We start from the raw sequence: 25,999 nt of genomic DNA, 5'->3' as shown, positions 1-25,999 counted from the left end.
CCTATGGGCTTTTCATTTACAATTGCCTCTGTATAAATCCCTGCCATGACCATTTGCGCAGATATCCCTTTTGCAGACACCGCGTCCCGCGGTGCAGCTCTGCGCGCCCTACTGATCCTAGCCCGCCTCTGAGCGTGCCCTTCCGGCGCGCCCGCTCAGAGGATTGCCGCACGCGCGCCATCGAAGGCTATGAATGCCCTGGAAGGGCCTAGGACAGAGACAAGAGATACCAATATGACAAACGCATCCCCGATTTCCGGCGACAAATCCCGTGTATTGATTTTTGATACCACCTTGCGCGACGGCGAGCAAAGCCCCGGCGCCACCATGACCCATGACGAGAAGCTGGAAATTGCCGAGCTTCTGGACGAGATGGGCGTGGACATCATCGAGGCAGGCTTCCCGATTGCTTCCGAAGGCGACTTTGCTGCCGTGTCAGAGATTGCCGAACGCTCGAAAAATTCGATGATCTGCGGCCTGGCGCGCGCCAACTTCAAGGACATCGACCGCTGCGCCGAAGCGGTGCGCAAGGCCGCGCAGCCGCGCATCCACACCTTCATCGGCACCTCGCCGCTGCACCGCGCCATCCCGAATCTTACTATGGACGAGATGGCAGACAAGATCCACGAGACCGTCACCCATGCCCGCAACCTGGTCGACAACGTGCAGTGGTCGCCGATGGATGCGACCCGGACCGAGTGGGATTACCTGTGCCGGGTGATTGAAATCGCGATCAAGGCCGGCGCCACCACCATCAACATCCCCGACACCGTCGGCTATACCGCGCCGATGGAATCGGCCGACCTGATCAAGCGCCTCATTGAAACCGTGCCGGGCGCAGATGAGGTGGTCTTTGCCACCCATTGCCACAACGACCTTGGGATGGCGACCGCCAACGCGCTGGCAGCCGTCGCGGGCGGTGCGCGCCAGATCGAATGCACCATCAACGGCCTTGGCGAGCGGGCGGGCAACACCGCGCTGGAAGAGGTGGTGATGGCGCTGAAGACGCGCAATGACATCATGCCGTGGCACACCGGCATCGACACCACCAAGATCATGCATGTCTCGCGCCGGGTCTCGACCGTCTCTGGCTTTGTGGTGCAGCCGAACAAGGCCATTGTCGGCAAGAACGCCTTTGCCCACGAAAGCGGCATCCACCAGGACGGCATGCTGAAAAACCGCGAGAACTTCGAGATTATGCGGCCCGAGGACATCGGCCTTTCCGGCACTTCGCTGCCCCTGGGCAAGCACTCCGGCCGTGCGGCGCTGCGCGACAAGCTGGAGCATCTTGGCTATGACGTGGGCGACAACCAGCTGAAGGACGTCTTTGTCCGCTTCAAAGAGCTGGCCGATCGTAAGAAAGAAGTGTTCGACGACGACCTCATCGCACTGATGCGGACCGGCACGGACGCAGACAATGACCACCTGAAAGTGGTGTCGATGAAAGTGGTCTGCGGCACCGGCGGCCCGGCGGAATCCACCGTCGAGATGGAGATCGACGGCAAGGACGTTACTGAGACGGCTGAAGGCGACGGACCGGTGGATGCGACCTTCAAGGCGATCCGCAAGATCTATCCGAACACAGCCCGGCTGCAACTGTATCAGGTGCACGCGGTCACCGAAGGCACCGACGCGCAGGCCACGGTTTCGGTGCGGCTGGAGGAAGATGGCAATATCGCCACCGGCGAAAGCGCCAACACGGATACGGTGGTGGCCTCGGCCAAGGCCTATGTGAACGCGCTGAACCGCCTGATCGTGCGCCGCGGACGGGTAGGCGAAGGCGCCGACACCCGGGAAATTTCCTATAAAGACCTCGCCTGAGACCGGCGCAGGGCGCAACTTTGAATGGGCTGTCTCCACCAAGAGGCAGCCCATTTCTGTTGGACCGGAGATTAAATTCTCAGCCGCCCCGGAATCACTCCCGCCCCTGAAGGCGCCGGACGGCGCATTGCAGCGTTGGGCCGGGTGCCGCGCTCTGCGCGGCGTGCTGCCGCCTAGCTCTGGGTTTTGCCCCAGCGTCTTCTACCAGAATCATCCCCGCCGGAGGCGCGCCGGGCCCAAGGCAGGATGGGTCATCTTTGATGATCCCGCTTTGATAATCCCACCAGGCGCGGGAGCTTCCGCCTGATCCGGCTTCAGATAGCGCCTTTGAACAGGGCCGTCAGGCGCGTGCCCTCTTCCGCTGCCCCGTATGGCGCGTTTACCACGAACATGCCGCTGCCAATCATCCGGTGGCCTTCACGCACCGGTGGAAAGGAGACCTCGTGCCGCAGGACACCGGGCAGGCCCTGCGCTTCCAGCGCCTTGAGCATCTGCTTGTGGCTGCCGTCCTTAAGGATCGGGTACCACAGGGCGATGACGCCAACGTTCCATTTCTTGTGCAACTGGCCGATGATGCCGGGGATGCGGGCATAGTCGGATTTGATTTCGTAGCTGGGGTCAATCAGCAGCAGCCCGCGGCGCGGGGCGGGCGGAGCCAGGGACATCGCAAGTTCGAACCCGTCCTGCTGGTGCACCTTGGCCTTCCAGGGCTTCAGCGCAGCGCGCAGGGCAGCGTTTTCCTGCGGATGCAGCTCGGCGAAATGCAGCGTGTCGCCCGGCCGCAGCAGCGAGGCCGCGATCAGCGGCGAGCCGGGATAGGCAGCATCGCCATATGCTGTGCGGGTCTCCGACAGGGCGCGGTGCAGCGGATGGTCTGCCGCCAGGCCGTGCTCTGCCAGCACCTTGGTGATGCCCTGTGCCGCTTCGCCGGTCTTCACCGCTTCGGGCGCGTCCAGATGATAAAGGCCGCGGCCCGCGTGGGTCTCGATATAACTCAGCGGTTTGTCCTTGCGGGTGAGATAGGCCAGCATCCAGGCCAGCAGCGCGTGCTTTTGGACGTCGGCCAGATTCCCGGCGTGGTAGATGTGCTGATAGGAGAGCATGCGCCTCCTCTAGCGGCTAATTCCTGAAGGCGGAAGGGGCAGCGTACGCCGGATAAACGGAATCTCAACCCGGCTAAGGCAGACTGCACCCAACGAGATACCGCAGAATGCAGGTCCCATGCCCCTCAGAATGAGCACCATAGCCCTCTTCCTGGCGTTTCTGGCATTGCTGCTGGTCGCCGCGGCCTCAGTCAGCGCGCAGGGCTATTCCCTGGTTGGCAATCAGTTCTTTCTGCACCGTGCCTCTGCGCCGCAGCCGGGGGCGGCGCCCTCTGCGGCCCCGGCGCCGCAAGCAGTTGCCAGCCTGCTGCCTGACATTCTGCCAGGGGCAGATACCGGGCGCGGCGCCGTTTCTCTCAATCCCGGCGCGGCCAGCCTGTTCCGCGGCCGCAGCGGCGGCGGATTATTCGCCCCCGTTCTGAGCGCCCCGCCCAGCGTAAAACGGCTGCTGGACCTGATCGCCAGCGCCGAGGCCGGCAAAGCGCAGTATGATGCGGTGCAATACGGCGCCACCCGCAAACCACCGAAGAAGCCGACGCAGATGACCATTGCCGAAATCAATGCCTGGATTGATGCCACGCCGGGCCAGCCCCATGCCATCGGGCGCTATCAGATGATCCCGGCAACGCTGCGGCGGCTAGTCAAGCACCAGGGCGTCAAACCGCAGGCCCGCTTCACGCCGGAGCTGCAGGACCAGCTGGCGCATCAGCTGGTCGAAGAAGCCGGCTACAGCGCCTTCCTGGCGTCAGAGATGCCGCGCAAGACCTTCATGCTGAACCTGGCCAAGATCTGGGCCGGCCTGCCCATCTCTACCGGCAAATCCTATTACGAGGGCTATGCCGGCAATAGCGCCAGCCTGACCTGGGCGCATTTCAAGGCGGAGATGCAGCGCATTTTCCCAAGCTGACGGCGGGGTTGCCCGCAGGCGGCGGCCCCGGGCGGCGCCTGCCTGCGGAAACAGGCTGGAACAGCCCGTGAACCTGGCCTCCCAACGCCCCTGCGGACTGGGCGGAAAGGCGCTGTTTCACCATAATACGCCCTTTCGCGGCCCTTCCGTGCCGCTTATAAGGTTTGGGAAGGCGGCTCCTGCGGGAGTCGCCCAAGGAATATTGGCAGCACTTACAGGATCCCTTCTATATGGCGCTTTTCGGAAACTTGGGCGGTCTGTTCTCCTCGGACATGGCTATCGACCTCGGCACTGCCAACACGCTGGTCTACGTCAAGGGCCGCGGCGTGATCCTGTCCGAGCCGTCTGTGGTGGCCTACCACGTTAAGGACGGCGTCAAAAAAGTGCTGGCCGTGGGTGAGGACGCCAAGCTGATGCTGGGCCGCACGCCTGGCTCGATCGAGGCGATCCGGCCAATGCGCGAAGGTGTGATTGCCGACTTCGACACCGCCGAGGAGATGATCAAGCACTTCATCCGCAAGGTTCACAAGCGCTCGACCTTCTCCAAGCCCAAGATCATTGTCTGCGTGCCGCACGGCGCCACCCCGGTTGAAAAACGCGCGATCCGCCAGTCGGTGCTGTCTGCCGGCGCCCGCCGCGCAGGTCTGATTGCCGAGCCGATTGCCGCTGCAATCGGAGCGGGTATGCCAATCACCGATCCGACCGGCAATATGGTTGTCGACATCGGCGGCGGCACCACCGAGGTGGCGGTGCTGTCACTGGGCGACATTGTGTACGCGCGCTCGGTCCGCGTCGGCGGCGACCGCATGGACGAGGCAATCATCAGCTACTTGCGCCGCCAGCAAAACCTCCTGGTTGGGGAATCCACCGCAGAGCGCATCAAGACCTCCATCGGCACCGCCCGGATGCCTGATGACGGCCGCGGCCAGTCGATGCAAATCCGCGGCCGCGACCTGCTGAACGGTGTCCCGAAAGAGATCGAGATTTCCCAGGCCCAGGTGGCCGAGGCACTGGCCGAACCGGTGCAGCAGATCTGCGAGGCGGTGATGACCGCGCTAGAAACCACCCCGCCGGATCTGGCCGCCGACATTGTCGACCGCGGTGTGATGCTGACCGGAGGCGGCGCGCTCTTGGGCGATCTGGACCTTGCCCTGCGCGAGCAGACCGGCCTGGCCGTATCGATCGCCGACGAAAGCCTCAACTGCGTGGCCCTGGGCACCGGCAAGGCGCTGGAATACGAAAAGCAGCTGGCCCACGCCATCGACTACGACAGCTAACAGCCCCTGCCCGCCGGAACGGCGCCAGCTGATGTCAGACTGGAGTGGCGGCTGGAAGGAGAGACGTGGCAAAGGACAAGTCACAGCGCGACGATTACGCAACCCCGCTGCGGCGTCTGCTGACAGCAGTGCTGTGCTTGTGCCTGGCCGCCGTCTTTCTCGTCTGGCGGATCGATAGCCCGAGGGTGGAGCGCTTCCGTGCCCAGGTGGTGGACACGGTGGTGCCCAGCATGGACTGGGCGATGGTGCCGGTCACCGCAACCATCAACCTGATCCGTGATTTCCAAAGCTACCGGCGCCTGGCTGAGCAGAACCGCGAGCTGCGCAGCGAGTTGCGGCAGATGCGGGCATGGAAAGAGGCGGCGCTGCAGCTGGAGCAAGAAAACGCCCGGCTGCTGGATCTTAACAACGTGCGGCTGGACCCGCAGCTCACCTATATCACCGGGGTGGTGATGGCGGACAGCGGCTCGCCGTTCCGGCAATCGGTGCTGCTGAACGTCGGCACCCGCGACGGCGTTCACGACGGCTGGGCGGCAATGGACGGCATTGGCCTGGTGGGCCGGATTTCCGGCACCGGGCATGACACCGCCCGGGTGATCCTGCTGACCGATGCTGCCAGCGCGGTGCCCGCCACCATCCAGCCCTCCGGCCAGACGGCGCTGGTGACCGGCGATAACTCTGCTGCGCCGGTGCTGAGCTTTCTGGAAAACCCGGATCTGGTGCGCCCCGGCGACCGGGTGATTTCCTCTGGTGACGGTTCGGTGTTCCCGGCAGGCCTGCTGATCGGTCAGGTGGCCAAGGACCGTTCAGGCCGGATGCGGGTGCGGCTGTCCGCCGATTACAGCCGGCTGGAATTCCTGCGGGTGCTACGCCATCACGGCACCGAGGTGATCCAGGATCCTGGCGGGCTGGTGGGCGCTGCACCGGGCGCCCCGGTGCCGCAGCCGCGGCCCGAAGGGCTGGGCGCGCACGGCACCGAAGGTACGGCAGAGGCGGGCAATGGCTAATACCTCGCCTGCTCGGATCTGGACTATGCGCGCGGCCTTCCCCGCGCTGGCACTGCTGATCATTTTCTTCCACCTGCTGCCGCTGGACACAAAGCCGCGCTTCTGGGCGCCGCCGGATTTCCTGCTGCTGATGGCGATGGTGTGGTCGATGCGCCGCCCCGATTTTGTGCCTGCGCTGTCGATTGCCCTGGTCATGCTGCTGGCCGACCTTTTGTTCCACCGCCCGCCGGGCCTGCTGGCCTTGCTGACTGTGCTGGCCTGCGGGTTCCTGAAGTCACGCGCCGCGCCGCACCGCGAAAGCACCTTTGCCAGTGAATGGCTGGCCGTGGCGCTGATGCTGACCGGGATCGCCACGCTGAACCGGCTGGTGCTGGTGCTGTTCGGTGTCGAGCAGGCACCGCTAAGCCTGACGGTGATCCAAATTGTGATGACGATCCTTGCCTATCCGCTGGCGGTTTGGGTCAGCCAAACTATTCTGGGCGTGCGCAAACTGTCCCCTGCCGAGGCCGAAACCCTGGTGAGCCGCCGATGAAACGCAATTCCAAGGATCTGGATGCCTCCCATGGCAAAATGTCCCGGCGGGCGCTGTTCCTGGGCGGGCTGCAGCTGGCCTTTGCCGGCGGGCTGGCGGCGCGGATGCGCTATTTGCAGGTGGACCAAGCAGATGAATTCCGTCTGCTGGCAGAGGAAAACCGGATCAACATCCGCCTGCTGCCACCCGCGCGCGGCCAGATCTTTGACCGCAACGGGCTGATCATCGCGCAAAACTCGCCCTCCTACCGGATCACCGTGGTGCCGGAGGATGCAGGCGACGTTGAGGCAGTGATCGAGAAACTCTCCAGCCTGGTGCCGCTGGACCCGGAGGATCTGGAGCGTGCGCGCACCGAAATGCGCCGCTCACCGCCGTTTCTGCCGATCACCCTGGCGGACCGGATCGGCTGGGAGGATATCTCCAAAGTGGCGGTGAATGCCCCCGCCCTGCCCGGCGTCACTCCGGAGGTGGGCCTCACACGGGTCTATCCGCAACTGGGTGATTTTGCCCATGTTGTGGGCTATGTCGGTCCAGTCTCCGACTACGATCTAAGTAAGATGGAAGACCCGGAGCCGGTGCTGCTGATCCCGCGCTTTCAAATCGGCAAGGTGGGGTTCGAGGCCAAGCGCGAGGATGTGCTGCGCGGCAAGGCCGGCGCCAAGCGGGTCGAGGTCAACGCCACCGGACGGGTGATGCGCGAGTTGGACCGGCGCGAGGGGATCTCGGGCGCAGACATGCAGCTGACTGTTGATGCAGAATTGCAGAACTATGTGCAGGCCCGGCTGGGCCGGGAAAGCGCAGCCGCAGTGGTGATCGATTGCGAGGATGGCGATATCCGTGCCATCTGCTCCTCGCCCAGTTTCGACCCGAACCTGTTTGTGCGCGGCATCTCGGTGGCCGACTACCGGATGCTAACCGAGGACAACTACCGCCCGCTGTCCAACAAAACCGTTCAAGGCACTTATCCACCCGGCTCCACTTTCAAGATGATCACCGCGCTCGCTGCTCTGGAAGAGGGTGTCGTCGGACCAGAGGAAACCGTCTGGTGCCCTGGCCATCTGAAAGTTGCTGGCCGCCGCTTCCATTGCTGGAAGCGCGCGGGCCATGGGCATGTGGACCTGAACACCTCCCTGAAGCGGTCCTGCGATGTCTATTACTACGACGTGGCCATCAAAACCGGGATCGACAAAATCTCGGCCATGGCCAACAAGTTCGGCCTCGGAATCAAACATGACCTGCCCATGTCGGCTGTGGCTCAGGGCATCACCCCGACCAAGGATTGGAAGGCGCGCTCTTATGGCAAGGACTGGCTGATTGGCGACACTGCCAATGCCTCGATCGGGCAAGGCTACATGCTGGCCTCTCCGCTTCAGCTGGCGGTGATGTCGGCGCGGCTGGCCACCGGGCGCAGCGTGACACCCCGGCTGCTGAAATCCATCGACGGTGTGGAACTGCCCAGCGGCGCGGGTGAGCGGCTGGATATTAGTGAAAACAGCCTGCGAATGGTGCGCAAAGGCATGTATTCCGTCAGCAACGACCGCCGCGGCACTGCTTATCGCTCGCGCATCATCGGCGACGGTATGCGGATGGCGGGCAAGACCGGCACCAGCCAGGTCCGCAACATTACCGCCGCTGAGCGCGCCGCCGGGGTGATCCGCAATGAAGACCTGCCTTGGGAGCGCCGCGACCACGCGCTGTTTGTCAGCTTTGCCCCCTACGACAACCCGAAATACGCTGTGGCTGTGGTGGTCGAGCACGGCGGCGGCGGCTCCAAAGCGGCGGCGCCGATTGCCCGCGATGTGATGCTGCAGGCGCTGTATGACGGCACTCCGCCGCTGGAGGCCTATCCCAAGGCCGACCGCAGCCGCATCAAGGCGCAGCAGGAGCGGCTGGAGCGTGAACGGGTCAAGCGCCCCCTCGGCAGCCGGAGCAGCCGCGCATGAGCTATCTTGAGTATCACGCCAAGTCGACGCCCTCCGGCCTGCGCAAGATCCTGCACCTGAACTGGGGCCTGACGCTGCTGCTGATCACGGTCTCCAGTGTCGGCTTCCTGATGCTCTATTCGGTTGCGGGCGGATCATTCTCCCCTTGGGTAGAACCGCAAGTGAAACGTTTTGCCCTCGGCCTTGGCGTCATGTTCGTGGTGGCGATGATCCCGATCTGGTTCTGGCGCAACGTTTCGGTGCTGGCCTATCTGGGCTCCTTGGGCCTGCTGGTCGCGGTGGAGCTCTTTGGCACCGTCGGCATGGGCGCACAGCGCTGGATCGACATCGGTTTCATGCGTCTGCAGCCCTCGGAGGTCACCAAGATCGCCCTGGTGATGCTGCTGGCCGCCTATTACGACTGGCTGCCGGCCGAGAAAACCTCGCGCCCCTTATGGGTGCTGCTGCCAGTGGCGCTGATTCTGATCCCGACAGCGCTGGTGCTGAAACAGCCGGACCTTGGCACCTCAATCCTCTTGATGGCGGCCGGCGGCGGGGTAATGTTCCTGGCAGGCGTTCACTGGGCCTATTTCGCGGCGGTAATCGCCGCCGGCGTGGGGCTGGTCAGCGCTGTGTTCCAAAGCCGCGGCACTGAATGGCAGCTGCTGAAGGACTACCAGTTCCGCCGCATCGACACCTTCCTGGACCCTTCACAGGACCCGTTGGGGGCCGGCTATCACATCACCCAATCCAAGATCGCACTGGGGTCAGGCGGCTGGTCGGGCCGGGGCTTTATGCAAGGCACCCAGTCGCGGCTGAACTTCCTGCCGGAGAAACATACCGACTTCATCTTCACCACGCTGGCGGAGGAGTTCGGCTTTATCGGCGGGATTACCCTTTTGTTCATCTACATGCTGATCATCCTGTTCTGCATCGCCTCGGCCATCGCCACCAAGGACCGCTTCTCCTCGCTGGTGATCCTCGGCATCGCCATCACCTTCTTCCTGTTCTTTGCCGTGAACATGTCGATGGTGATGGGGCTGGCGCCGGTGGTCGGGGTACCGCTGCCGATGGTGTCTTACGGCGGCTCGGCGATGCTGGTGCTGCTGGGGGCTTTCGGCATTGTCCAAAGCGCCCATATCCACCGCCCAAGGCAAGCTTCACGCTAAGAATTAAGACACAAGGGAGTTTCCATGACCGCCAATGTCCTGTTTGCAGGCCGCGCCGATAGCTGGCCCGTCTACGAGCCGCTTTTAAAAGCAGAGTTTGACCGGTTGGGCGTGGATGCTGATCTGCGCAATGAATTTGCCCCGGATGTGGTGGATTACATCGTCTACGCTCCCAGCGGGCCGGTTAGCGATTTCACCCCTTTCACCCGGCTTAAGGCGATCCTGAGCATGTGGGCCGGGGTAGAGAAAATCGTTCCCGTGGCCCCGGCTGATGTGCCGCTCACCCGGATGGTTGACAGCGGTCTGGAGCAGGGCATGACCGAATGGGTGGCCGGCCACACGCTGCGCTATCACCTGGGAATGGATGCGCATATTCAGGGGCAGAACGGGCGCTGGGAGCCCAAGGCTCCACCGCTGGCGAAGGACCGCTGCGTGACAGTGCTGGGCCTTGGCGCGCTTGGCAAGGCCTCGGCCCTGGCACTGGCCGCGCTTGGCTTCCAGGTTTCGGGCTGGAGCCGGACGCAGAAGGAGATCGAAGGTGTTGCCTGCCATTCTGGTACGGATGGGCTGAGGACCGCACTGGCGCAGGCGGAAATCGTTATCCTGCTGCTGCCCGATACGCCTGCCACCGAAAACACCTTGAATGCCGAGACCCTGGCGCTGCTGCCTAAGGGAGCCAGGGTTATCAACCCGGGCCGCGGGCCGCTGATTGATGACGATGCACTGCTGGCAGCGCTGGACAGCGGCCAGGTGGGCCATGCGACACTGGACGTGTTCCGCATTGAGCCGCTGCCGCCGGAACACCGCTATTGGGCGCATCCCAATGTCACGGTGACCCCGCATATCGCCTCGGAAACCCGGGAAAGCACCGCGGCTGAGGCGGTTGCCGAAAACATCCGCCGCTTTGAGTCAGGCGAGCCGCTGCTGCATCTGGTCGACCGCAGCCTGGGATATTAGGGGCTTCGCCCCTCGCACCTGCGGTGCTCACCCCAGAGTATTTGCAACCAGAAAGAAGCGCAAATCTTGCTGCTTCTTTCTGGTCTTAAATACTCAATTCCACGGCTGCGCCCAACGGAACACCCGCTATTCCGCGGCCAGCCCGCGGCCCTTCAGCAGCGCGTCCACGCCCGGCAGCCGTCCTCGGAACGCGGTGTAAAGATCAGCAGGATCAGCGGAGCCGCCGGTGGAAAGAATATGTTGTTCCAGCGCCTGGGCGCGCTCTGCATCAAAGGCGCCGCCTGCCTCCTCAAATGCGGCAAAAGCATCGGCGTCCATCACCTCTGACCACATGTAGCTGTAGTAGCCGGAGGAATAGCCGTCACCGGAGAAAACATGTGCGAAATGCGGGGTGGCGTGGCGCATGATGATCGCCCGCGGCATGCCGAGTGCTGCGAGCACCTCATTTTGCTTGGCCATTGGGTCGGCGGGTGCAGGAGCATCATGGAAGGCTAGGTCGACCAAGGCGGAGGCGACATATTCCACCGTCTGGAACCCCATGTCGAAATTGGCCGCTCCCAGCACCTTCTCCAGCATCTCCCGCGGCATCGGTTCACCGGTTTCGGCGTGGGTGGCAAACTCCTGGAGCACCTCCGGCACTTCCAGCCAGTGCTCATACAATTGGCTGGGCAGCTCCACGAAATCACGCGCAACCGAAGTGCCCGAGATGCTTTCATAGGTCACATTCGACAGCATCTGGTGCAACGCGTGGCCGAACTCATGAAACAGTGTGCGGGCGTCGTCCCAGGACAACAGCGCCGGGTCACCCTTGGCAAAGTTGCAGACATTGATCACAACCGGCGCCTGAACCGCCGGGTACTTCGCTTGCTGCCGCATTGCTGAGCACCAAGCGCCGGAGCGTTTGGAGCCGCGGGCGAAATAGTCGCCGATGAAAACAGCGACATGTTCGCCATTGCGGGTCACTTCCCAAGCGCGGCAGTCGGGGTGGTACAGAGGCACGTCCAGCGGTGCGAACTCCAGCCCGAACAAACGGTTTGCGCAGGCAAAGGAGGCTTCGATCATACGGTCGAGCTGCAGGTAGGGCTTCAGCGCCGCCTCATCCAGGTCATGCTCTGCCTTACGGCGTTTCTCGGCGTAATAGCGCCAGTCCCAAGGTTCCAGGTCGCCGTTGATTCCATCGTCCTGCATCATTGCAGTCAGCACCTGCGCGTCCTGATCGGCACGGGACTTGGCCGCGCCCCAAACCTCCACCAGCAGACTGCGCACCGCTTCCGGCGTCTTGGCCATTTCGGTTTCCAGCTTGTAGGCGGCGAAATTTCCGTAACCCAGAAGCTGCGCGTGCTCCTCCCGCAGTTTCAGGATTTCAGCGGCAATAGCGCGATTGTCGGTCTCCCCGCCGTTGGCACCGCGGGCGGCCCAAGCGTTGAAGGCCTTCTCGCGCAGATCGCGGCGCGGAGAGAATTGCAGGAACGGTGTGATCAGCGAACGCGACAGGGTGACCACCGGGCCGGCGGCCCCCTTCTCCTCACCAGCTGCGCGGGCCGCCTTGACCACAAAATCCGGCAATCCTTCGAGATCTCCTTCGGACAGTTCCATGAACCAGCTGCGCTCATCCGCCAGCAGGTTCTGGGTGAATTGGGTGCCCAGGGTGGCCAGCCGCCCCTTGATCGCTTGCATCCGTTTGTCGTCTTTACCACCCAGAGCCGCACCGCCGCGGACAAAGCCGCGGTGGGTCAGCATCAAAACCCGCTGCTGCTCGTCCGTCAGCTCCAGCTCTTCGCGCTGATCCCACACTGCCTTGATGCGTGCATAGAGCGCCTTGTTGGCTGTAATGGCAGAGAAATGCGCGGCCAGCTTGGGCGAAAATTCGCGCTGCAGCTCTTCCCGCCTGGGGTTGCTGTCAGCGCCTGCAACCGCAAAGAACACACCCAGCACCTGCTCCAATTCGCGGCAAGGGGTTTCCAGCGCTTCGATTACATTGGTGAAACCTGGCGGTTCTGCGTTATTTGCAATGGCATCAATTTGTGCGGAATGCGCGTGCAAGGCCTGATCCAGCGCAGGAGCAAAATCCTCATCAGAGATATTGTTAAAGGGGGCAATTTCAAACGGCGTGCCCCAGTGGGCCAAAAGGGGGTTGGACATGTGCGGGTCTCCTTTGACGGCGACGCTAACGGGAAAGGAGGGAGGCCGCAATTGGGGTTGAAAGCCATGGACATACCTGTCCAGAATTTGGGAAGCGTCAGGAGGATTCGATGGTCAAAAGCAATATCTACAAGGGCATTCAAACCATAGCGGTGCACGCCGGCGAAGCACCGGATCCGGCCACCGGCGCCTCTGCCCCGCCGCTGCATATGTCGTCAACCTTTGTGACGCAGAATGTCGCCGGGTTCTCTGCGCATGACATGGGCGAGGATACCTCTTATCTCTATGCCCGCTGGGCCAATCCGAATGTCTCGGCGCTGGAAGCCAAGATCGCCGCGTTGCAAGGCACCGAGGATTGCCTGTGCACCGCATCCGGCATGGCTGCGGCAACAGCCATCTTTCTGACCTTTCTGTCAGCGGGCGATCATCTGATCGTCTCAGACGTGTCGTACGCTGGGGTGGCAGAGCTGGCGCGGGACACGCTGCCGCGGATGGGCATCGAAGTCTCCGCAGTGAACCTGTCCGACCTTGAGGCGGTAGCAAATGCCATGCGCCCCAATACCCGGCTGATCCATTCGGAAAGCCCGGTGAACCCGATCCTGCGGCTGACCGATCTAAAGGCTGTGGCAGAGATTGCCCATGCAGGCGGCGCGCTGCTGAGCTGTGATGCAACTTTTGCCTCACCCTTGGGGATGAATACAAATGCGCTGGGGGTCGATCTGGTGATGCATTCGATCACCAAATACATTGGCGGCCATGGTGATGCAGTGGGCGGTGCGGTCGCCGGCTCTGCTGAACTGATCGGCCGGATGCGGCTGGAGGCGGCGATCCATCATGGCGGCATCCTATCGCCATTCAATGCCTGGCTGATCTCCCGCGGCATGGGCACCCTGCCCCTGCGGATGAAGGCGCATGAGGCCGGCGCCCAGGCAGTGGCAGAATGGCTGGAGACGCATCCGCGGGTTACCCGGGTAATCTATCCCGGCCTTGCCTCGCATCCGCAACGGGATCTGGTGCAAGCGCAAATGTCCAGCACCTCCGGCATGATTGCGTTTCAGGTGGGTGATGCGGCAATCGGGCGGGCGGTAGCGCAAAAGATGATCGATCAGCTGCAAGTCATTCACTATGCGGTGTCGCTGGGCCACCACCGCTCGCTGGTGTTCTGGATGGAGACTACGGGGCTGATGGAGACCTCCTTCCGCCTCACCCCTGTGCAGGAGGCGGACTACCGTGCCTTTGCCGGTGACGGGATCTTCCGCCTGTCCGCCGGGCTGGAAGATGCCGAAGATTTGATAGCCGATCTGGACCGGGTGCTTTAGCGCGAAGGGGCAGATCAGCCGCCTGCCCCATCCCCCGCCGTCAGCCCGGCCGGAATGATGCGGATCGGGATATCAGAAATGTTTGCTGCCCGGGCAATGCGCCATTCATAGCGGCCCATTTTGCCATCGGTGTCGATCAGCACCACCACCGGCTCCTTGCCCGTGACCTCTGCTGCGAACAGTGCCTGCTGGATGCTGTCCAGGCTGCTGCGCTTGTCGAGGCCGAATTCGATCACGCGGTTCTTATTCTCGCAATCGGTGCGGATGGACGCCGCGCCGCCGGGGTAGGCAAAGTCATGCACCTGTTCCGGCTGGCCGCCGAACAGGGCACCGCAAAGCAGTGCGATGTAATAGGCTTCGTTCACGGGATCTTGTCAGATGTGCCCGGTGCTTCCGCAGGCCGGACAACCTTTGCGCCGGGACAGGCGGATCTTGCGGGTTTCCCCGAAAAGCCCGTCATAGATCAGCATTTCACCGCGCAGGACAGTCCCGGCGCCGGTGATCTGCTTGACCGCCTCTACCGCCATCATCGACCCGACCACACCGGGCAGCGGGCCGATCACCCCGGCCTCGGAACAGCTGGGCGCGAGGCCGGCCGCGGGCGCCTCCGGGAAGATACATTGGTAGCAGGGGCCGTCTTCGGCAGGATGAAACACACTCAGCTGGCCTTCCCATTGCGACAGCGCGCCAGAGATCAGCGGCTTGCCCAGCGCCACCGCGGTGCGGTTGGCCATATAGCGGGTTTCGAAATTGTCAGTGCCGTCGAGGATCAGGTCATACTCTGCAAACAGTTCTGCCGCAGTCTCCGCAGTCAGGCGGCGGTTGTAGGGGCGCACTTCAACATGGGGGTTCTGCGCCTGCATCGCGGCCTGGGCCGAGAATACCTTGGGCTTGCCGATGTCTTCGTCCCGATGGATCACCTGGCGCTGCAGGTTGGCGTTGTCGACCACATCATCGTCGATCACCCCGATGGTGCCCACGCCGGCCGCGGCCAGGTATTGCAGCGCAGGCGCGCCCAGCCCGCCGGCACCGATCACCAGCACCTTGGCCTTTTTCAGCTTCTTTTGCCCGGGTCCGCCCAGTTCCCGCAGGACGATATGGCGGGCATAACGGTCAAGCTCGCTTTCGGTGAAGGTGCTGGCAGGCTGGTTCATCTCTGCTTCCTGAGGCTGGGCGCGGGTTTTCAGGGCGGCCACGATACGCGCATAAAACCCTGCCACAAGGGCAAAGCCGCCCAGCATCAGCCAGGGCGCCGCAGAGCCGCCCGTGCCTTCGCGCAGCGGGTGCCCGTCAGGCAAGGTCAGCTGTACTGCCAGCACGGCGATGAACAGCACCGCCAGCAGTGTGATACGCAGATTCCGCGGCAGCCCGAGGAAGCGCCCGCCCCACCAAATCAGTGCGGCCAGGATGAGAATGCGCAGCATCAGCCGCGCCCGGTGGAGCCGAAGCCGCCGCTACCGCGGCTGGTCTCCGACAGGGCATCGGACAGCTCGAACCGGGCCTGCAGAACCGGCGCCACCACCATCTGGGCGATGCGTTCGCCGTGGTGGACCTCAAAAGGCTCCTGCCCCGCATTCAGCAGGATCACCCCCAGCGGGCCTCGGTAGTCGCTGTCGATGGTTCCAGGCGTGTTAGGCAGGGTGATCCCATGTTTCAGCGCCAGGCCGGAGCGCGGCCGGACTTGCACCTCATAGCCTGCCGGGATCTCGATCCGCAGGCCGGTGGGCACCAGCGCCCGCTCGCCCGGCTGCAGCACCAGGCAGCCGCGGTCCGGCAGATTGGCGCGCACATCGGCACCGGCGGCACCAGCAGTTTCATAAGACGGCAGCGGCACGTCCCGGTCTGCCCCCTCATCGTGGATCACACGGATAGTCACCATCCCCGCTCCCCTTCATCTTTCCAAAAATACTCAAGTTCACCCGGCCAGCGCAGCCGCGATCCGCTCTGCCAGCTTGCGGGCGACCTCATCCTTGCCCATGCGCGGCCATTCCTCAGCCCTGTCATCCGAGATAAGAATCACCGCGTTTTCGCTGCCGCCCATGATGCCGGTCGCGGGGGAGACGTCATTTGCCACGATCCAATCGCACCCCTTGCGCTTGCGTTTGGCGGTGGCGTTTTCCACCACGTCATTGGTCTCCGCCGCGAAGCCGACCACCAGCCTGGGGCGGCCCTCCTTCATCTGCGAGACAGTCTTCAGGATGTCGGGGTTTTCCGCGAATTCCAGCACCGGCAAACCGTCCTTGGATTTCTTCAGTTTGCGGTCAGAAGCACTGCTCACACGCCAGTCCGCCACCGCAGCGGCAAAGACACCAGCGTCGGCGGGCAGTGCCTGCTGCACCGCCGACGCCATCTCGCAGGCGCTTTCCACGGCCACCACCTGCACGCCCTCGGGGGGGCGGACCGTTGCCGGGCCCGTGATGAACACCACTTCCGCTCCCAGATTGCGCAGAGCACGGGCCACCGCCGCCCCCTGCGCCCCGGAGGAGCGGTTGGCGATGTAGCGGACCGGGTCGATCGGCTCATGCGTTGGACCAGACGTCACCAGAATGCGCTTGTCCTTCAAGGGGCCATCCGAAAGCTTGGAACTGATGGCAGCAAGGATTTCCTCCGGCTCCGCCATCCGGCCTGGTCCGAACTCACCGCAGGCCATGCTGCCCTCGTTGGGGCCCACGAAAGAGACTCCGTCTGCTTTCAGGGTTTCAAGATTGCGCCGGGTTGCCGGATGCTCCCACATGCGGACATTCATCGCGGGCGCCGCCAGCACTGGCGTGTCAGTCGCCAGCAGCAGGGTTGAGGCGAGGTCGTTTGCAAACCCTTGCGCCATTTTTGCCATCAAGTCCGCCGTGGCAGGTGCCACCACCAGCAGATCGGCGCTGCGCGACAGCTGGATATGCCCCATCTCAGACTCTGCCGTCAGGTCGAACAGCTCCTGATGCACGGATGTCCCAGCCAGTGCCGAGACCGACAAGGGTGTCACAAACTCAGCCCCCGCCTTGGTCAGCACCGGTGTCACCCGGACACCCTGATCCTGCAGGCGGCGGATCAGCTCCAGCGACTTATAGGCCGCAATGCCGCCGCCGATAATCAATAGAATATGTTTGCCAGCCAGCATCTGCGCATCCTCGCCCGGTTTCCCGCGACCTTACTGCGGCGCGGCAAAAGTGTGAAGCAGTCAGCCGTCCTTGCGGAACGCCGGACAGGGATCCGGGCGATCCACCGCGGGAGCGTCAAGAACAATGTCGAAACTGCCGCTGATTTGCCCCTCCTCCGACTGTCCCAGGCTGCGGATGACAACGCCGGGGCGGGCCTTGGCAAGATAGACAGCCAGGCCACGGTCGGTCCGGGCATGACCATTGCCGGTGATCACCGCGACCGGCCCGCCGGTTTCCGCCAGCGCCTGATCCGCCGCTGCGGCCAGGCTGGCGTCGCGCAAGCGCTGAAAACCAACCAGGACCGGGAGCATTTCCTCTGGCATCGCGTTGCAATGGTTGGCTTGCTGATCCGCTTCCCGCGCGGCCTGCTCTGCCTCCGGCAAAGGCTGATCCAGCCCGAAACGCACAGCCGAATCCGGTCCGAAATAGGCAGCGACACCTCCTTTCAGCGCCCGGGACACCTCTGCCCGCGGTATCAAAGCACCGTACTGGCGTGCTCCTTTGGCTGCATCAAAGACTGGTGCATACAGTGAGAACGCCGGCCAGCCTGAGCTTACCCAATCCAAATGCAGCGCGGTTTGCTCTGCACTGGCAAGAATGCTGCTATCGAGCCCCGCCGCTTGTTCCGGCGTGATCATTTCCCAAACCACCGCCTTAGGCCGCAACTCTGACAGCAGCTCCGCCTGCCGATGGTGATGGGCAGCGTTATCATGCACTTCGCCGAGAATCACTACATCTGCCACACGCAGCACATCTGCCGCCTGGGACGGCCCGCCGGCGTCAGCGCCGGACAAGCCGAACGCCGCCAGAACGGCGGCGCCTGCCAAATTTTTCAAAACCCGAACATGCTTTCTCATGAAAGCAATCTGTGCACCTCGCGCGACTGGCTTTCAAGGCACTTGCGCATCTTCTGGAAGGCCCCGGCCTCCAACTGACGCACACGCTCCTTGGACAAGCCCAGCTCAGTGCCCAAGCTTTCGAGGGTGCGCGGCCGTTCGCGCAGCTTGCGTTCGGTTATGATGAAGCGTTCGCGGTCATTCAGCGACTGCAGAGCTGTCACCAGCCACTTGCGCAGCTGCCGGCGGTCATGCCGTTCCTGCACCAGGGCTTCTGCCTGCTCGGCGTCGTCCTCCAGCGCGTCGATCCATTCGCGCCCCTCTTCGTCCGCGGATTGCACTGCGTTGAGCGAGAAGTCTGCGCCGGACAGGCGTCCCTCCATCATCTCCACATCGCGCAGCGGCACGCCAATTTCAGTGGCGATCCGCTGGTGCAGCTGATGCTGATCCAGTCGCTGGCCATGCGCCCGCGCCTCGCGCTCCAATTGCGCCTGAACCCGGCGCATGTTGAAAAACAAGGATTTTTGCGACGATGTGGACCCTGTCCGCACCATCGACCAGTTGCGCATGACATAGTCCTGAATGGAGGCTTTGATCCACCAGACCGCATATGTCGAAAACCGCACGCCGCGGTCCGGATCGAACTTGTCTGCCGCCTTCATCAGGCCCAGCCCGGCCTCTTGAATCAGGTCGTTCATCGGCGCCCCGTACCGTTTGAACTTGGCGGCCATGGAAATAGCCAGGCGCATATACGCGTTGATGAGGCGATGCAGCGATTTTACATCCCGCTCATCCCGCCAAGCATAGGCCAGGCGCAACTCTGTTTCAGCGTCAAGCAGTTCTGCCCGCATTGCCTGTTTCGGCAATGGGTTTTCGAGTGTTTGATCAAGTGCCATTGTGATTTCCCCCCGGAAACTAATTAACAAACTGCCGCCTGGGGAAGGCGCATGGAACAAGGGTGAGCCCGGGTCTTCTATGGATCGCAGAAACAGCGCACTGGATACGACTCTTGGCACATCCACGGGCCAAAAATGGAAAAGCGAAATTGTATTTTGGCCCCTGCGCAGACTTTCCCGGCCTTAATAAGCGGAACCCCGGGATCCTGCGGTCACTTGTCTTCACCGGGCCCTGCGTTTACCCACAGGAACGGCTTCGTTCTTACAGGTTAGCAAAAAATGCCTGCAAATGTAACTTTTATTCTGGGGGGAGCAGCCTCGGGAAAGTCGGCCTTTGCCGAACAGATCTGCATAAACACTGGAAAAGATAAGATTTACTGGGCAACTGCGCAAATTTTCGACAGTGAAATGCGCGAAAAAGTGTCCAAGCATTTGAAACAAAGAGGGGACGGCTGGCGCACTTTTGAGGAGCCGGAAACAGCAACAAAGATTCTCGGGCCGCTGGTGGCTGGTCAGATCTGCCTGATGGACTGCGCCACGATGTGGCTGACCAATCATCTGCTGGCGGGGCATGATCTGCAGGCTGCACAGGACCAGCTGCTGAGCGCAATCGACGCCTGCGAGGCGGATCTGGTGATCGTTTCCAATGAAACCGGGCTGGGCATCGTGCCCGAAAACAAGCTGGCCCGCCGTTTCCGCGAGGCGCAGGGGCGGCTCAATATCGCATTGGCGGCACGGGCCAACACAGTGGCTCAGGTCACGGCCGGGCTGCCGCTTGTCTTGAAGGGCCAGCTATGATCACCCGGCTGTTCCTGGTGCGCCACGGCCCTACGCACGCCAAGTCCATGGTGGGCTGGTCGGATTTGCCGGCTGACCTGTCCGACACAGCCGCTCTGCAGCGTCTGGCCGGGTACCTGCCGGAAGATGCACTGGTCGTGTCCTCTGATTTGCTGCGCGCAGTGGAAACCGCCGATGCGATTCAGGGGCGGCGGCAGCGCTTGCCGCATCTGCAGGCGTTGCGCGAAATCCACTTTGGCACCTGGGAGTTGCGGACCTGGGCTGAGGTCGACGCAGAAGACCCGGAGCGCATCCGCGCCTATTGGGAAACACCGGGCGACGTCACCCCTCCAGGCGGCGAAAGCTGGAACCAGGTCTGCAACCGTGTGAACCGGGCTGTTGACGCGCTGATCGGCACGCACCGGGGCCGCGACCTGATCGTGGTCGGCCACTTCGGCCAGATCCTGACCCAGATCCAGCGGGCGGAAATGCTGACGGCGGAGGAGGCTTTTGCGCATCGGATCGACAACCTGTCGGTCAGCGAAGTCTCCCTTGGGCCGGATGGCTGGCAGTCCAGACAGATCAATCACCTACCGTGACGTGTGCCATCACAAACATTCCATTTTGAAATATCTGGACCCGCGCTAGCCTCTGGCCATGGCATACGAAATCTATATTGGTGACCGCATGTTTTCCAGCTGGTCATTGCGCGGCTGGCTCATGCTCGAAAAATTCTCTCTGCCCCATAGTGTTCATATGGTGGGGCTGTATTCCGGAACCATGGCGGCGGACATGGCGCATCTGGCTCCGGCGCGTCTGGTGCCTGCGCTGCGCACGCCCGAGGGCACGGTGATCGGTGAAAGCCTCGCCATTGCCGAGACGCTGGCCGAACGGCATCCCGATGCCGGGCTTTGGCCGGCGGACCCGGTCCAGCGCGCAACGGCGCGCTGGCTGGCGGCGGAAATGGTCGGCGGCTTCTCTGCCTTGCGCGGCGAATGCCCGATGCAGCTGGCGCATATGTACGAAGGGTTCGAGGTCTCACGCGGTGTAAGGGCCGACCTAGACCGGATCGAGGCGCTGTTTACCCATGCCCGCAAGGTTTCCGGCTGCAGCAGCGGTTATCTTTTCGGAGCCTACTCGCTGGCAGATGTGTTCTACACGCCCGTTGCGGCCCGGATCATGGGATACGGCCTGCCGGTGTCCCAGGAGACCCAGGCATTTTGCAAGCTGCTGCTGTCTGACCCGGCGGTGCTGCGCTGGCAGGAGCAGGCACATGAGGTCGGCTATGACCCGGAACCTTACGCGCTGGACCTGCCGCGGCGCCCATGGTCATTGGGCTGATCCAACGGCCAGCGCGAAATCTGCGTGAATTCGCGGCTGGCCGCCGCCCGCGTTAACGACTCGGAAACCACGATTACCAAGCATTTCTCCCTGAACCGCAGGAGGCTGGGAGAAATGACCGCACGCTCTTACACAGTTGCCTTTCAAGGGGTCGAGGCCCGCCTGGTCGAGGTGCAATGCGCCGTCGCCCCCGGCCTGCCCGCCTTTTCCGTCGTCGGCCTGCCGGACAAGGCGGTACAGGAGGCACGCGAGCGCGTGCGGGCGGCCTTTGCCGCGATGTCCATCGCCCTGCCTTCGCGCCGGATCACCGTGAACCTGTCGCCCGCGGACCTTCCCAAGGAAGGCAGCCATTTCGACCTGCCGATTGCGCTGGCGCTGCTGGCGGCCATCGGCATCGTCCCGGCGGAGAAGGCCGAAGAAACCATTGCTTTGGGAGAGTTGTCCCTGGACGGCCAGCTGATGCCGGTGGCCGGTGCCCTGCCCGCGGCGGTGACTGCGGCAGAAGAGGAGCGGATGCTGCTCTGCCCAAAGCCCTCCGGCCCGGAAGCTGCCTGGGTCGACGCCGCCCAGGTTATCGGCGCGGCCACGTTGATCGAAGTGGTGCAGCATTACACCGGTCAGCGCCGCATCGAACCTTCAGCGCCGGGCGAGGCCGTCACAGGCCTTGGCGGCAGGGATTTGCGTGATGTGAAGGGGCAGGAGACCGCCAAACGGGCGCTGGAGATTGCGGCCGCAGGCCGCCACCACATGCTGATGGTCGGCCCGCCGGGGTCGGGCAAATCAATGCTGGCGGCGCGGCTGCCCTCGATCCTGCCGTCCCTGTCAGCAGCGGAGGCACTGGAGACCTCAATGATCCATTCGTTATGCGGGCTGATCGACGCCGGCGGCATCAGCCGTGCGCGGCCGTTTCGTGAGCCGCACCACACTGCATCCATGGCGGCAATCGCCGGCGGCGGGCGGCGGGCACAACCCGGAGAAATCAGCCTGGCACATAATGGCGTGCTGTTTCTGGATGAACTGCCGGAGTTCGGCCGCCCGGTGCTGGAAACCCTGCGCCAGCCGCTGGAAACCGGCGAGGTGATGGTGGCGCGTGCCAATGCCCATGTGAAATACCCCAGCCGCTTCATGCTGGTGGCTGCCGCCAACCCCTGCAAATGCGGTTATCTGGCGGATGCCAACCGCGCCTGTTCTCAGGCGCCTATTTGCGGCGCGAACTATCTGGGACGGATCTCCGGCCCATTGTTGGACCGGTTCGATTTGCATCTGGATGTCCCGCCGGTCGATGTGGCCGACCTGGAGCTGCCGCCGAGCGCCGAAGGTTCTGCCGAGGTCGCGCAGCGGGTATCGTTTGCGCGTGAAATGCAGACCGCCCGGTTCCATTGCCACTCCGGCCTGCGCCAGAATGCTGATGCTGAGGGCGCTTTACTGGAAGAGATCGCCGCCCCGGACACTGAAAGCCGCGACCTGCTGGTACGCGCTGCCGAGCGCTTCGGCCTCAGCGCGCGCGGCTATCACCGGGTGCTGCGGGTGGCGCGTACCATTGCGGATCTGGCCTGTGAGGAGAAGGTAAAGCGCCCGCATTTTGCCGAAGCGCTGAGCTTCAGGCTACCCTCAACCCACTGAGCTGGGGGTGAATACCGTCCGCGCAAATGCTGCAGCTTCTTCTAGTGCCGCCTGCCCCTCCGGCAGGTGCCCGGCCATGAACTGCCAGACATGCGGTACATTGCGCCAGATCTTCAAAGCAACTGTGCCGCCCGCATCCTGCAAGCGCTCTGACATACGCTGCGAGTCTGACAGCAGCACCTCGGAACTGCCTGCCTGGATCAGCACCGGCGGTGGGTCAGGGAAGGCCGCAAACAGCGGCGAGGCTCGCCCGTCCGCCGGATCGGCGCCTGCCAGATACTGCTCAACAGCCTCCTGCATCCGGCCGGCCGGAATAATCACATCGCGGTTGCGGTTTGATAGGATACTGGTCCCGCTCAAAGTCAGATCGCACCAGGGAGAAAAGGCCACAAGGCCCGCAGGACGTTCCTGTTCCGCCAAAAGGCCTGCCAGCAAGGCCAGCGCCAGGCCGCCGCCGGCACTGTCGCCGGCCAGCAGGATATCCTGCGCGCGGTAGCCGGTCCCGCGAAGATAATGCCAGGCAGCCATGGCGTCCTCATAGGGGGCCGGAAACGGCGCGTCCTGCATCAGCCGGTAATCGGGAACCGCGATCTCCAGCCCTGCCGCCAGTGACAGGCGCGACAGCATCCCCTGGTAAGCCCGGGCGCTGCCGGCCAGGTAAGCGCCGCCATGCAGGAACAGGGTGATCTGCCTTTTGCGCGGCCTGCCTGCGGAAATCAGCGTCAGCGGCACCGGCGCAGGCCGCGGCAACAGCCGGGTGAAGGGCAGCGCCGGGTAGAGCCGCGGCGCCATCAGCTCGAACACCCGCCGCGCCAAATCCGGGCTGCTGGTGTGCTGCAGCACCGGCTTCATGCCATAGCGCATCCACGCGTTCATGGCCCGGCGCTGCCAGCTCATCAGCTGATCTTGGCTTCGATCGCCTGCCAGACCTTTTCGGCGATATTGACGCCGTCAAAGCGCTCCAGCTCCTGAATGCCGGTGGGCGAGGTCACGTTGATCTCGGTCAGGTAGTCGCCGATCACGTCAATTCCGACAAAGATCTGGCCCTTTTCGCGCAACAGCGGCCCGATGGCGGCACAAATCTCCAAGTCGCGGTCGCTTAGGCCGATCTTTTCGGGCCGTCCGCCCACATGCATGTTTGAGCGGGTCTCGCCTGCCGCGGGCACCCGGTTGATCGCGCCAACCGGTTCGCCGTCGACCAGGATCACCCGCTTGTCGCCGTTGCTGACGTCGGGCAGGAATTTCTGCACGATCAGCGGCTCGCGGCTGAAACCGGTGAACAGCTCGTGCAGCGAAGTGAGGTTGCGGTCGTTGGCATCCAGACGGAACACACCGGCGCCGCCGTTGCCGTAAAGCGGCTTGAGGATCACATCGCCATGCTTTTCCTTAAACGCCTTGATGGTTGCCAGGTCGCGCGCGATGGTGGTCGGCGGGGTCAGCTCCGGGAAGTTCAGAACCAACAGTTTTTCCGGATAGTTGCGCACCCAGAACGGATCGTTCACGACCAGCGCCTGGCCCTTCAGCATGTCCAGAAGATGGGTCGAGGTGATATAGTGCATGTCGAACGGCGGGTCCTGGCGCAGCCAGACCACGTCGAAATCCGCCAGATCCACCTCTCGTTCCTCACCCAGAAACGCAGGGGTGCCAGCGACCCGCTGCACGGTCATATCCTGGCCGCGGGCGGTGATGCGGCCTTCCTGATAGGCCAGATGGTCGGGGGTGTAGAAGAACAGCTCATGCCCTCGCGCCTGGGCTTCCTCGGCCAGCCGGAAGCTGCTGTCCGCATTGATGTCCACGCCCATGATAGGGTCCATCTGAAAGGCGATTTTCATGGCAGTATCCCTTGTAAACTGCCCGAATACATGGCCCAGCGCCGCCCCGGGTTCAATGGGTCAGGCGCAGATCAGTTCATGCCAAAGGCGTTTTCGATGATCTCTACCGCGCCAGTGCCGTCCACCAGGGCCGCATCAAAGCGCACCGGCGTCAGTTGGCCCTGCGGCTCGTTTTCCAGATATTGCCCGGCGCTGGCATAGATGCGCTCCACCTGCCGCGGTGTGATCCGCAAGGCGGCAGCGCTGCTGGTGGTGCTGTGCTTGACCTCAACGAACACCAGTTCTTCCGGCCCGCGCAGGATCAGGTCGATTTCACCGCCCGGGCCCCGCCAGCGGCGCTCGGCCACGGTATAGCCGCGGTTTTCATAGTGGCGGGCGACAATCTCTTCCGCTGCCTCACCCGCCAGATGTGCACGGGCACTGCGGTGCTGGCGGGGGCCTGCCACGACTCAGCTGCCTTTGGCCAGCTGCAGCGCCAGCTGGTAGACCTTGCGCCGCGGCAGTCCGTGCATCTCGGCGACGATGCCGGCCGCGTCCTTGACCGAGTTCCCCTGCAAAGCCGCTTGCAGGTCGCTTTCCAGGTCGCCCTCGCTTACTTCCGTTTCCTGCGCACGGTCGACCAGCACAACAATCTCACCCTTTACCGGGGTCTCTTCCAGCCCCGCCGCCAGGTCCGCCAGCGGCACGCGGCGCACTTCTTCGAATTTCTTGGTGAGCTCACGTGCCATTGCCGCAGGCCGGTTGCCCAGCACCGCTGCCATATCCGCAACCGACGCGGCGACCCGCTTGGGCGATTCGTAGAATATCAGCGTTCCGGGAATTTCCCGCAGCTCCTCCAACCGCTTGCGCCGGGCTCCGGAAGCATTGGGCAGGAAGCCCGCAAAGAAGAACGCATCAGACGGCAGCCCCGCCAGGGTCAGTGCCGTCGCTGCAGCCGAGGCTCCGGGCGCGCAGGTGACCTTGTGGCCCGCTTCCGCAGCAGCGCGGCTGAGGTCATAGCCGGGATCGGCAATCAGCGGCATGCCCGCCTCTGAGGCATAGGCGACGGATTTCCCCTCGGCGATCGCCTCCAGCAGTTTGGCGCGCGCGCCGGCGCCGCTGTGATCATGGTAAGCGATGATCCGCCGCCCGCCAAGCGGCACCCCGTGAATCTCCATCAGCTTGCGCAGCGAGCGTGTATCCTCGGCCGCAAGCACATCGGCCGAGGCCAGCACGTCCAGCGCACGCAGGGTAATGTCGCGGGCGGTGCCGATCGGCGTGGCAACAAAGTAAAGCCCGGGGGACAATATGACATTCTGGTGATTCAACGCTGGACCCGCCTTTTTGGTCGTCTATGATCCGCCCTTAAACCCACGCGGCGCAGCGGCGCCGGGAGAACGGAGTTTC

Annotated in this window: 25 protein-coding genes; 13 read left to right on the top strand and 12 right to left on the bottom strand. The window is 63.3% G+C overall.

Annotated elements, in window-relative coordinates; all coding sequences use genetic code 11:
• The first annotated feature begins 234 nt into the window (after positions 1 to 234).
• On the top strand, positions 235 to 1,821 hold the full coding sequence (locus tag ACXAHG_RS10370) for a 2-isopropylmalate synthase (protein ID WP_475057095.1): 1,587 nt from the start codon (positions 235 to 237) through the stop codon (positions 1,819 to 1,821).
• Between the two features lie 314 nt (positions 1,822 to 2,135).
• Here ACXAHG_RS10370 and ACXAHG_RS10365 read toward each other — a convergent pair whose 3' ends face one another.
• Entirely contained in the window at positions 2,136 to 2,924 is a 789-nt protein-coding gene (locus ACXAHG_RS10365) for a 23S rRNA (adenine(2030)-N(6))-methyltransferase RlmJ (RefSeq protein ID WP_475039534.1), read from the bottom strand.
• A gap of 130 nt (positions 2,925 to 3,054) precedes the next feature.
• On the opposite strand from ACXAHG_RS10365, the gene ACXAHG_RS10360 reads away from it, so the two are divergent.
• From ACXAHG_RS10360 to ACXAHG_RS10330, 7 genes are all read left to right on the top strand, one after another.
• Positions 3,055 to 3,831, top strand: a complete 777-nt coding sequence (locus ACXAHG_RS10360) for a lysozyme family protein (protein WP_475039536.1) — start codon at positions 3,055 to 3,057, stop codon at positions 3,829 to 3,831.
• 230 nt (positions 3,832 to 4,061) lie between these two features.
• Positions 4,062 to 5,108, top strand: a complete 1,047-nt coding sequence (locus ACXAHG_RS10355; RefSeq protein WP_008554722.1) for a rod shape-determining protein — start codon at positions 4,062 to 4,064, stop codon at positions 5,106 to 5,108.
• A gap of 65 nt (positions 5,109 to 5,173) precedes the next feature.
• Positions 5,174 to 6,115, top strand: a complete 942-nt coding sequence (mreC, locus tag ACXAHG_RS10350) for a rod shape-determining protein MreC (RefSeq protein WP_475057093.1) — start codon at positions 5,174 to 5,176, stop codon at positions 6,113 to 6,115.
• Positions 6,108 to 6,647: a rod shape-determining protein MreD gene (locus ACXAHG_RS10345; protein WP_475039540.1), complete on the top strand. Its 540-nt coding sequence runs from the start codon at positions 6,108 to 6,110 to the stop codon at positions 6,645 to 6,647. The genes mreC and ACXAHG_RS10345 overlap by 8 nt, the downstream gene beginning before the upstream one ends.
• Positions 6,644 to 8,590, top strand: coding sequence for a penicillin-binding protein 2 (gene mrdA / locus ACXAHG_RS10340; protein WP_475039541.1), 1,947 nt, complete (start codon positions 6,644 to 6,646; stop codon positions 8,588 to 8,590). The genes ACXAHG_RS10345 and mrdA overlap by 4 nt, the downstream gene beginning before the upstream one ends.
• On the top strand, positions 8,587 to 9,738 hold the full coding sequence (gene rodA, locus ACXAHG_RS10335; RefSeq protein WP_475039543.1) for a rod shape-determining protein RodA: 1,152 nt from the start codon (positions 8,587 to 8,589) through the stop codon (positions 9,736 to 9,738). The genes mrdA and rodA overlap by 4 nt, the downstream gene beginning before the upstream one ends.
• 24 nt (positions 9,739 to 9,762) lie before the next feature.
• Positions 9,763 to 10,695: a 2-hydroxyacid dehydrogenase gene (locus tag ACXAHG_RS10330; RefSeq protein WP_475039545.1), complete on the top strand. Its 933-nt coding sequence runs from the start codon at positions 9,763 to 9,765 to the stop codon at positions 10,693 to 10,695.
• A 126-nt stretch (positions 10,696 to 10,821) separates the two neighbouring features.
• On the opposite strand, the gene ACXAHG_RS10325 is transcribed toward ACXAHG_RS10330, so the two are convergent.
• Positions 10,822 to 12,837: a M3 family metallopeptidase gene (locus ACXAHG_RS10325; RefSeq protein ID WP_475057092.1), complete on the bottom strand. Its 2,016-nt coding sequence runs from the start codon at positions 12,835 to 12,837 to the stop codon at positions 10,822 to 10,824.
• Positions 12,838 to 12,947: 110 nt separating this feature from the next.
• Between ACXAHG_RS10325 and ACXAHG_RS10320 the strand changes: the two genes are divergently transcribed.
• Entirely contained in the window at positions 12,948 to 14,156 is a 1,209-nt protein-coding gene (locus ACXAHG_RS10320; protein WP_475057091.1) for a trans-sulfuration enzyme family protein, read from the top strand.
• A gap of 14 nt (positions 14,157 to 14,170) precedes the next feature.
• Here the strand turns inward: ACXAHG_RS10320 and ACXAHG_RS10315 are convergent, their stop codons facing one another.
• The 6 genes from ACXAHG_RS10315 to ACXAHG_RS10290 are packed head-to-tail and all read right to left on the bottom strand — an operon-like array spanning position 14,171 to position 19,040.
• Positions 14,171 to 14,521 carry a hypothetical protein gene (locus ACXAHG_RS10315; protein WP_475057089.1) on the bottom strand — a complete coding sequence of 117 codons (351 nt, stop codon included), beginning with the start codon at positions 14,519 to 14,521 and terminating at the stop codon, positions 14,171 to 14,173.
• Between the two features lie 9 nt (positions 14,522 to 14,530).
• Positions 14,531 to 15,580 carry a HesA/MoeB/ThiF family protein gene (locus tag ACXAHG_RS10310; RefSeq protein WP_475057087.1) on the bottom strand — a complete coding sequence of 350 codons (1,050 nt, stop codon included), beginning with the start codon at positions 15,578 to 15,580 and terminating at the stop codon, positions 14,531 to 14,533.
• Positions 15,580 to 16,035, bottom strand: coding sequence for a dUTP diphosphatase (dut, locus tag ACXAHG_RS10305; protein ID WP_475039551.1), 456 nt, complete (start codon positions 16,033 to 16,035; stop codon positions 15,580 to 15,582). Before dut ends, ACXAHG_RS10310 begins: the two co-directional genes overlap by 1 nt.
• 36 nt (positions 16,036 to 16,071) lie before the next feature.
• Complete coding sequence (gene coaBC, locus ACXAHG_RS10300; RefSeq protein WP_475039552.1) at positions 16,072 to 17,268, bottom strand: bifunctional phosphopantothenoylcysteine decarboxylase/phosphopantothenate--cysteine ligase CoaBC; 1,197 nt, start codon at positions 17,266 to 17,268, stop codon at positions 16,072 to 16,074.
• 60 nt (positions 17,269 to 17,328) lie between these two features.
• Entirely contained in the window at positions 17,329 to 18,165 is an 837-nt protein-coding gene (locus tag ACXAHG_RS10295) for a ChaN family lipoprotein (RefSeq protein ID WP_475057085.1), read from the bottom strand.
• Complete coding sequence (locus ACXAHG_RS10290) at positions 18,162 to 19,040, bottom strand: RNA polymerase factor sigma-32 (protein ID WP_475039555.1); 879 nt, start codon at positions 19,038 to 19,040, stop codon at positions 18,162 to 18,164. Before ACXAHG_RS10290 ends, ACXAHG_RS10295 begins: the two co-directional genes overlap by 4 nt.
• Before the next feature lie 279 nt (positions 19,041 to 19,319).
• Between ACXAHG_RS10290 and cobU the strand changes: the two genes are divergently transcribed.
• The 4 genes from cobU (at position 19,320) to ACXAHG_RS10270 (ending at position 22,781) form a co-directional block, all read left to right on the top strand.
• Positions 19,320 to 19,838: a bifunctional adenosylcobinamide kinase/adenosylcobinamide-phosphate guanylyltransferase gene (gene cobU, locus ACXAHG_RS10285; RefSeq protein WP_475039556.1), complete on the top strand. Its 519-nt coding sequence runs from the start codon at positions 19,320 to 19,322 to the stop codon at positions 19,836 to 19,838.
• On the top strand, positions 19,835 to 20,416 hold the full coding sequence (locus ACXAHG_RS10280) for a histidine phosphatase family protein (protein WP_475039557.1): 582 nt from the start codon (positions 19,835 to 19,837) through the stop codon (positions 20,414 to 20,416). The genes cobU and ACXAHG_RS10280 overlap by 4 nt, the downstream gene beginning before the upstream one ends.
• Before the next feature lie 58 nt (positions 20,417 to 20,474).
• Complete coding sequence (locus ACXAHG_RS10275) at positions 20,475 to 21,158, top strand: glutathione S-transferase (protein WP_475039559.1); 684 nt, start codon at positions 20,475 to 20,477, stop codon at positions 21,156 to 21,158.
• Positions 21,159 to 21,272: 114 nt separating this feature from the next.
• Positions 21,273 to 22,781 (top strand): YifB family Mg chelatase-like AAA ATPase, encoded by a 1,509-nt coding sequence (locus ACXAHG_RS10270; protein ID WP_475039560.1) that lies wholly within the window; start codon positions 21,273 to 21,275, stop codon positions 22,779 to 22,781.
• Here the strand turns inward: ACXAHG_RS10270 and ACXAHG_RS10265 are convergent.
• The 4 genes from ACXAHG_RS10265 to rsmI form a co-directional block, all read right to left on the bottom strand.
• Positions 22,770 to 23,678: an alpha/beta hydrolase fold domain-containing protein gene (locus ACXAHG_RS10265; RefSeq protein ID WP_475057083.1), complete on the bottom strand. Its 909-nt coding sequence runs from the start codon at positions 23,676 to 23,678 to the stop codon at positions 22,770 to 22,772. The genes ACXAHG_RS10270 and ACXAHG_RS10265 overlap by 12 nt on opposite strands.
• On the bottom strand, positions 23,678 to 24,613 hold the full coding sequence (gshB, locus tag ACXAHG_RS10260) for a glutathione synthase (RefSeq protein WP_475039563.1): 936 nt from the start codon (positions 24,611 to 24,613) through the stop codon (positions 23,678 to 23,680). The genes ACXAHG_RS10265 and gshB overlap by 1 nt, the downstream gene beginning before the upstream one ends.
• 71 nt (positions 24,614 to 24,684) lie before the next feature.
• On the bottom strand, positions 24,685 to 25,059 hold the full coding sequence (locus tag ACXAHG_RS10255) for a YraN family protein (protein WP_475039564.1): 375 nt from the start codon (positions 25,057 to 25,059) through the stop codon (positions 24,685 to 24,687).
• Between the two features lie 3 nt (positions 25,060 to 25,062).
• Complete coding sequence (gene rsmI / locus ACXAHG_RS10250) at positions 25,063 to 25,920, bottom strand: 16S rRNA (cytidine(1402)-2'-O)-methyltransferase (protein ID WP_475039565.1); 858 nt, start codon at positions 25,918 to 25,920, stop codon at positions 25,063 to 25,065.
• Positions 25,921 to 25,999 lie beyond the last annotated feature (79 nt).

This window comes from Leisingera sp. ABD4_442, assembly GCF_056160905.1.
Note: the sequence above shows the minus strand (reverse complement) of the source record. Positions and strands in the feature narration are given on the sequence as shown.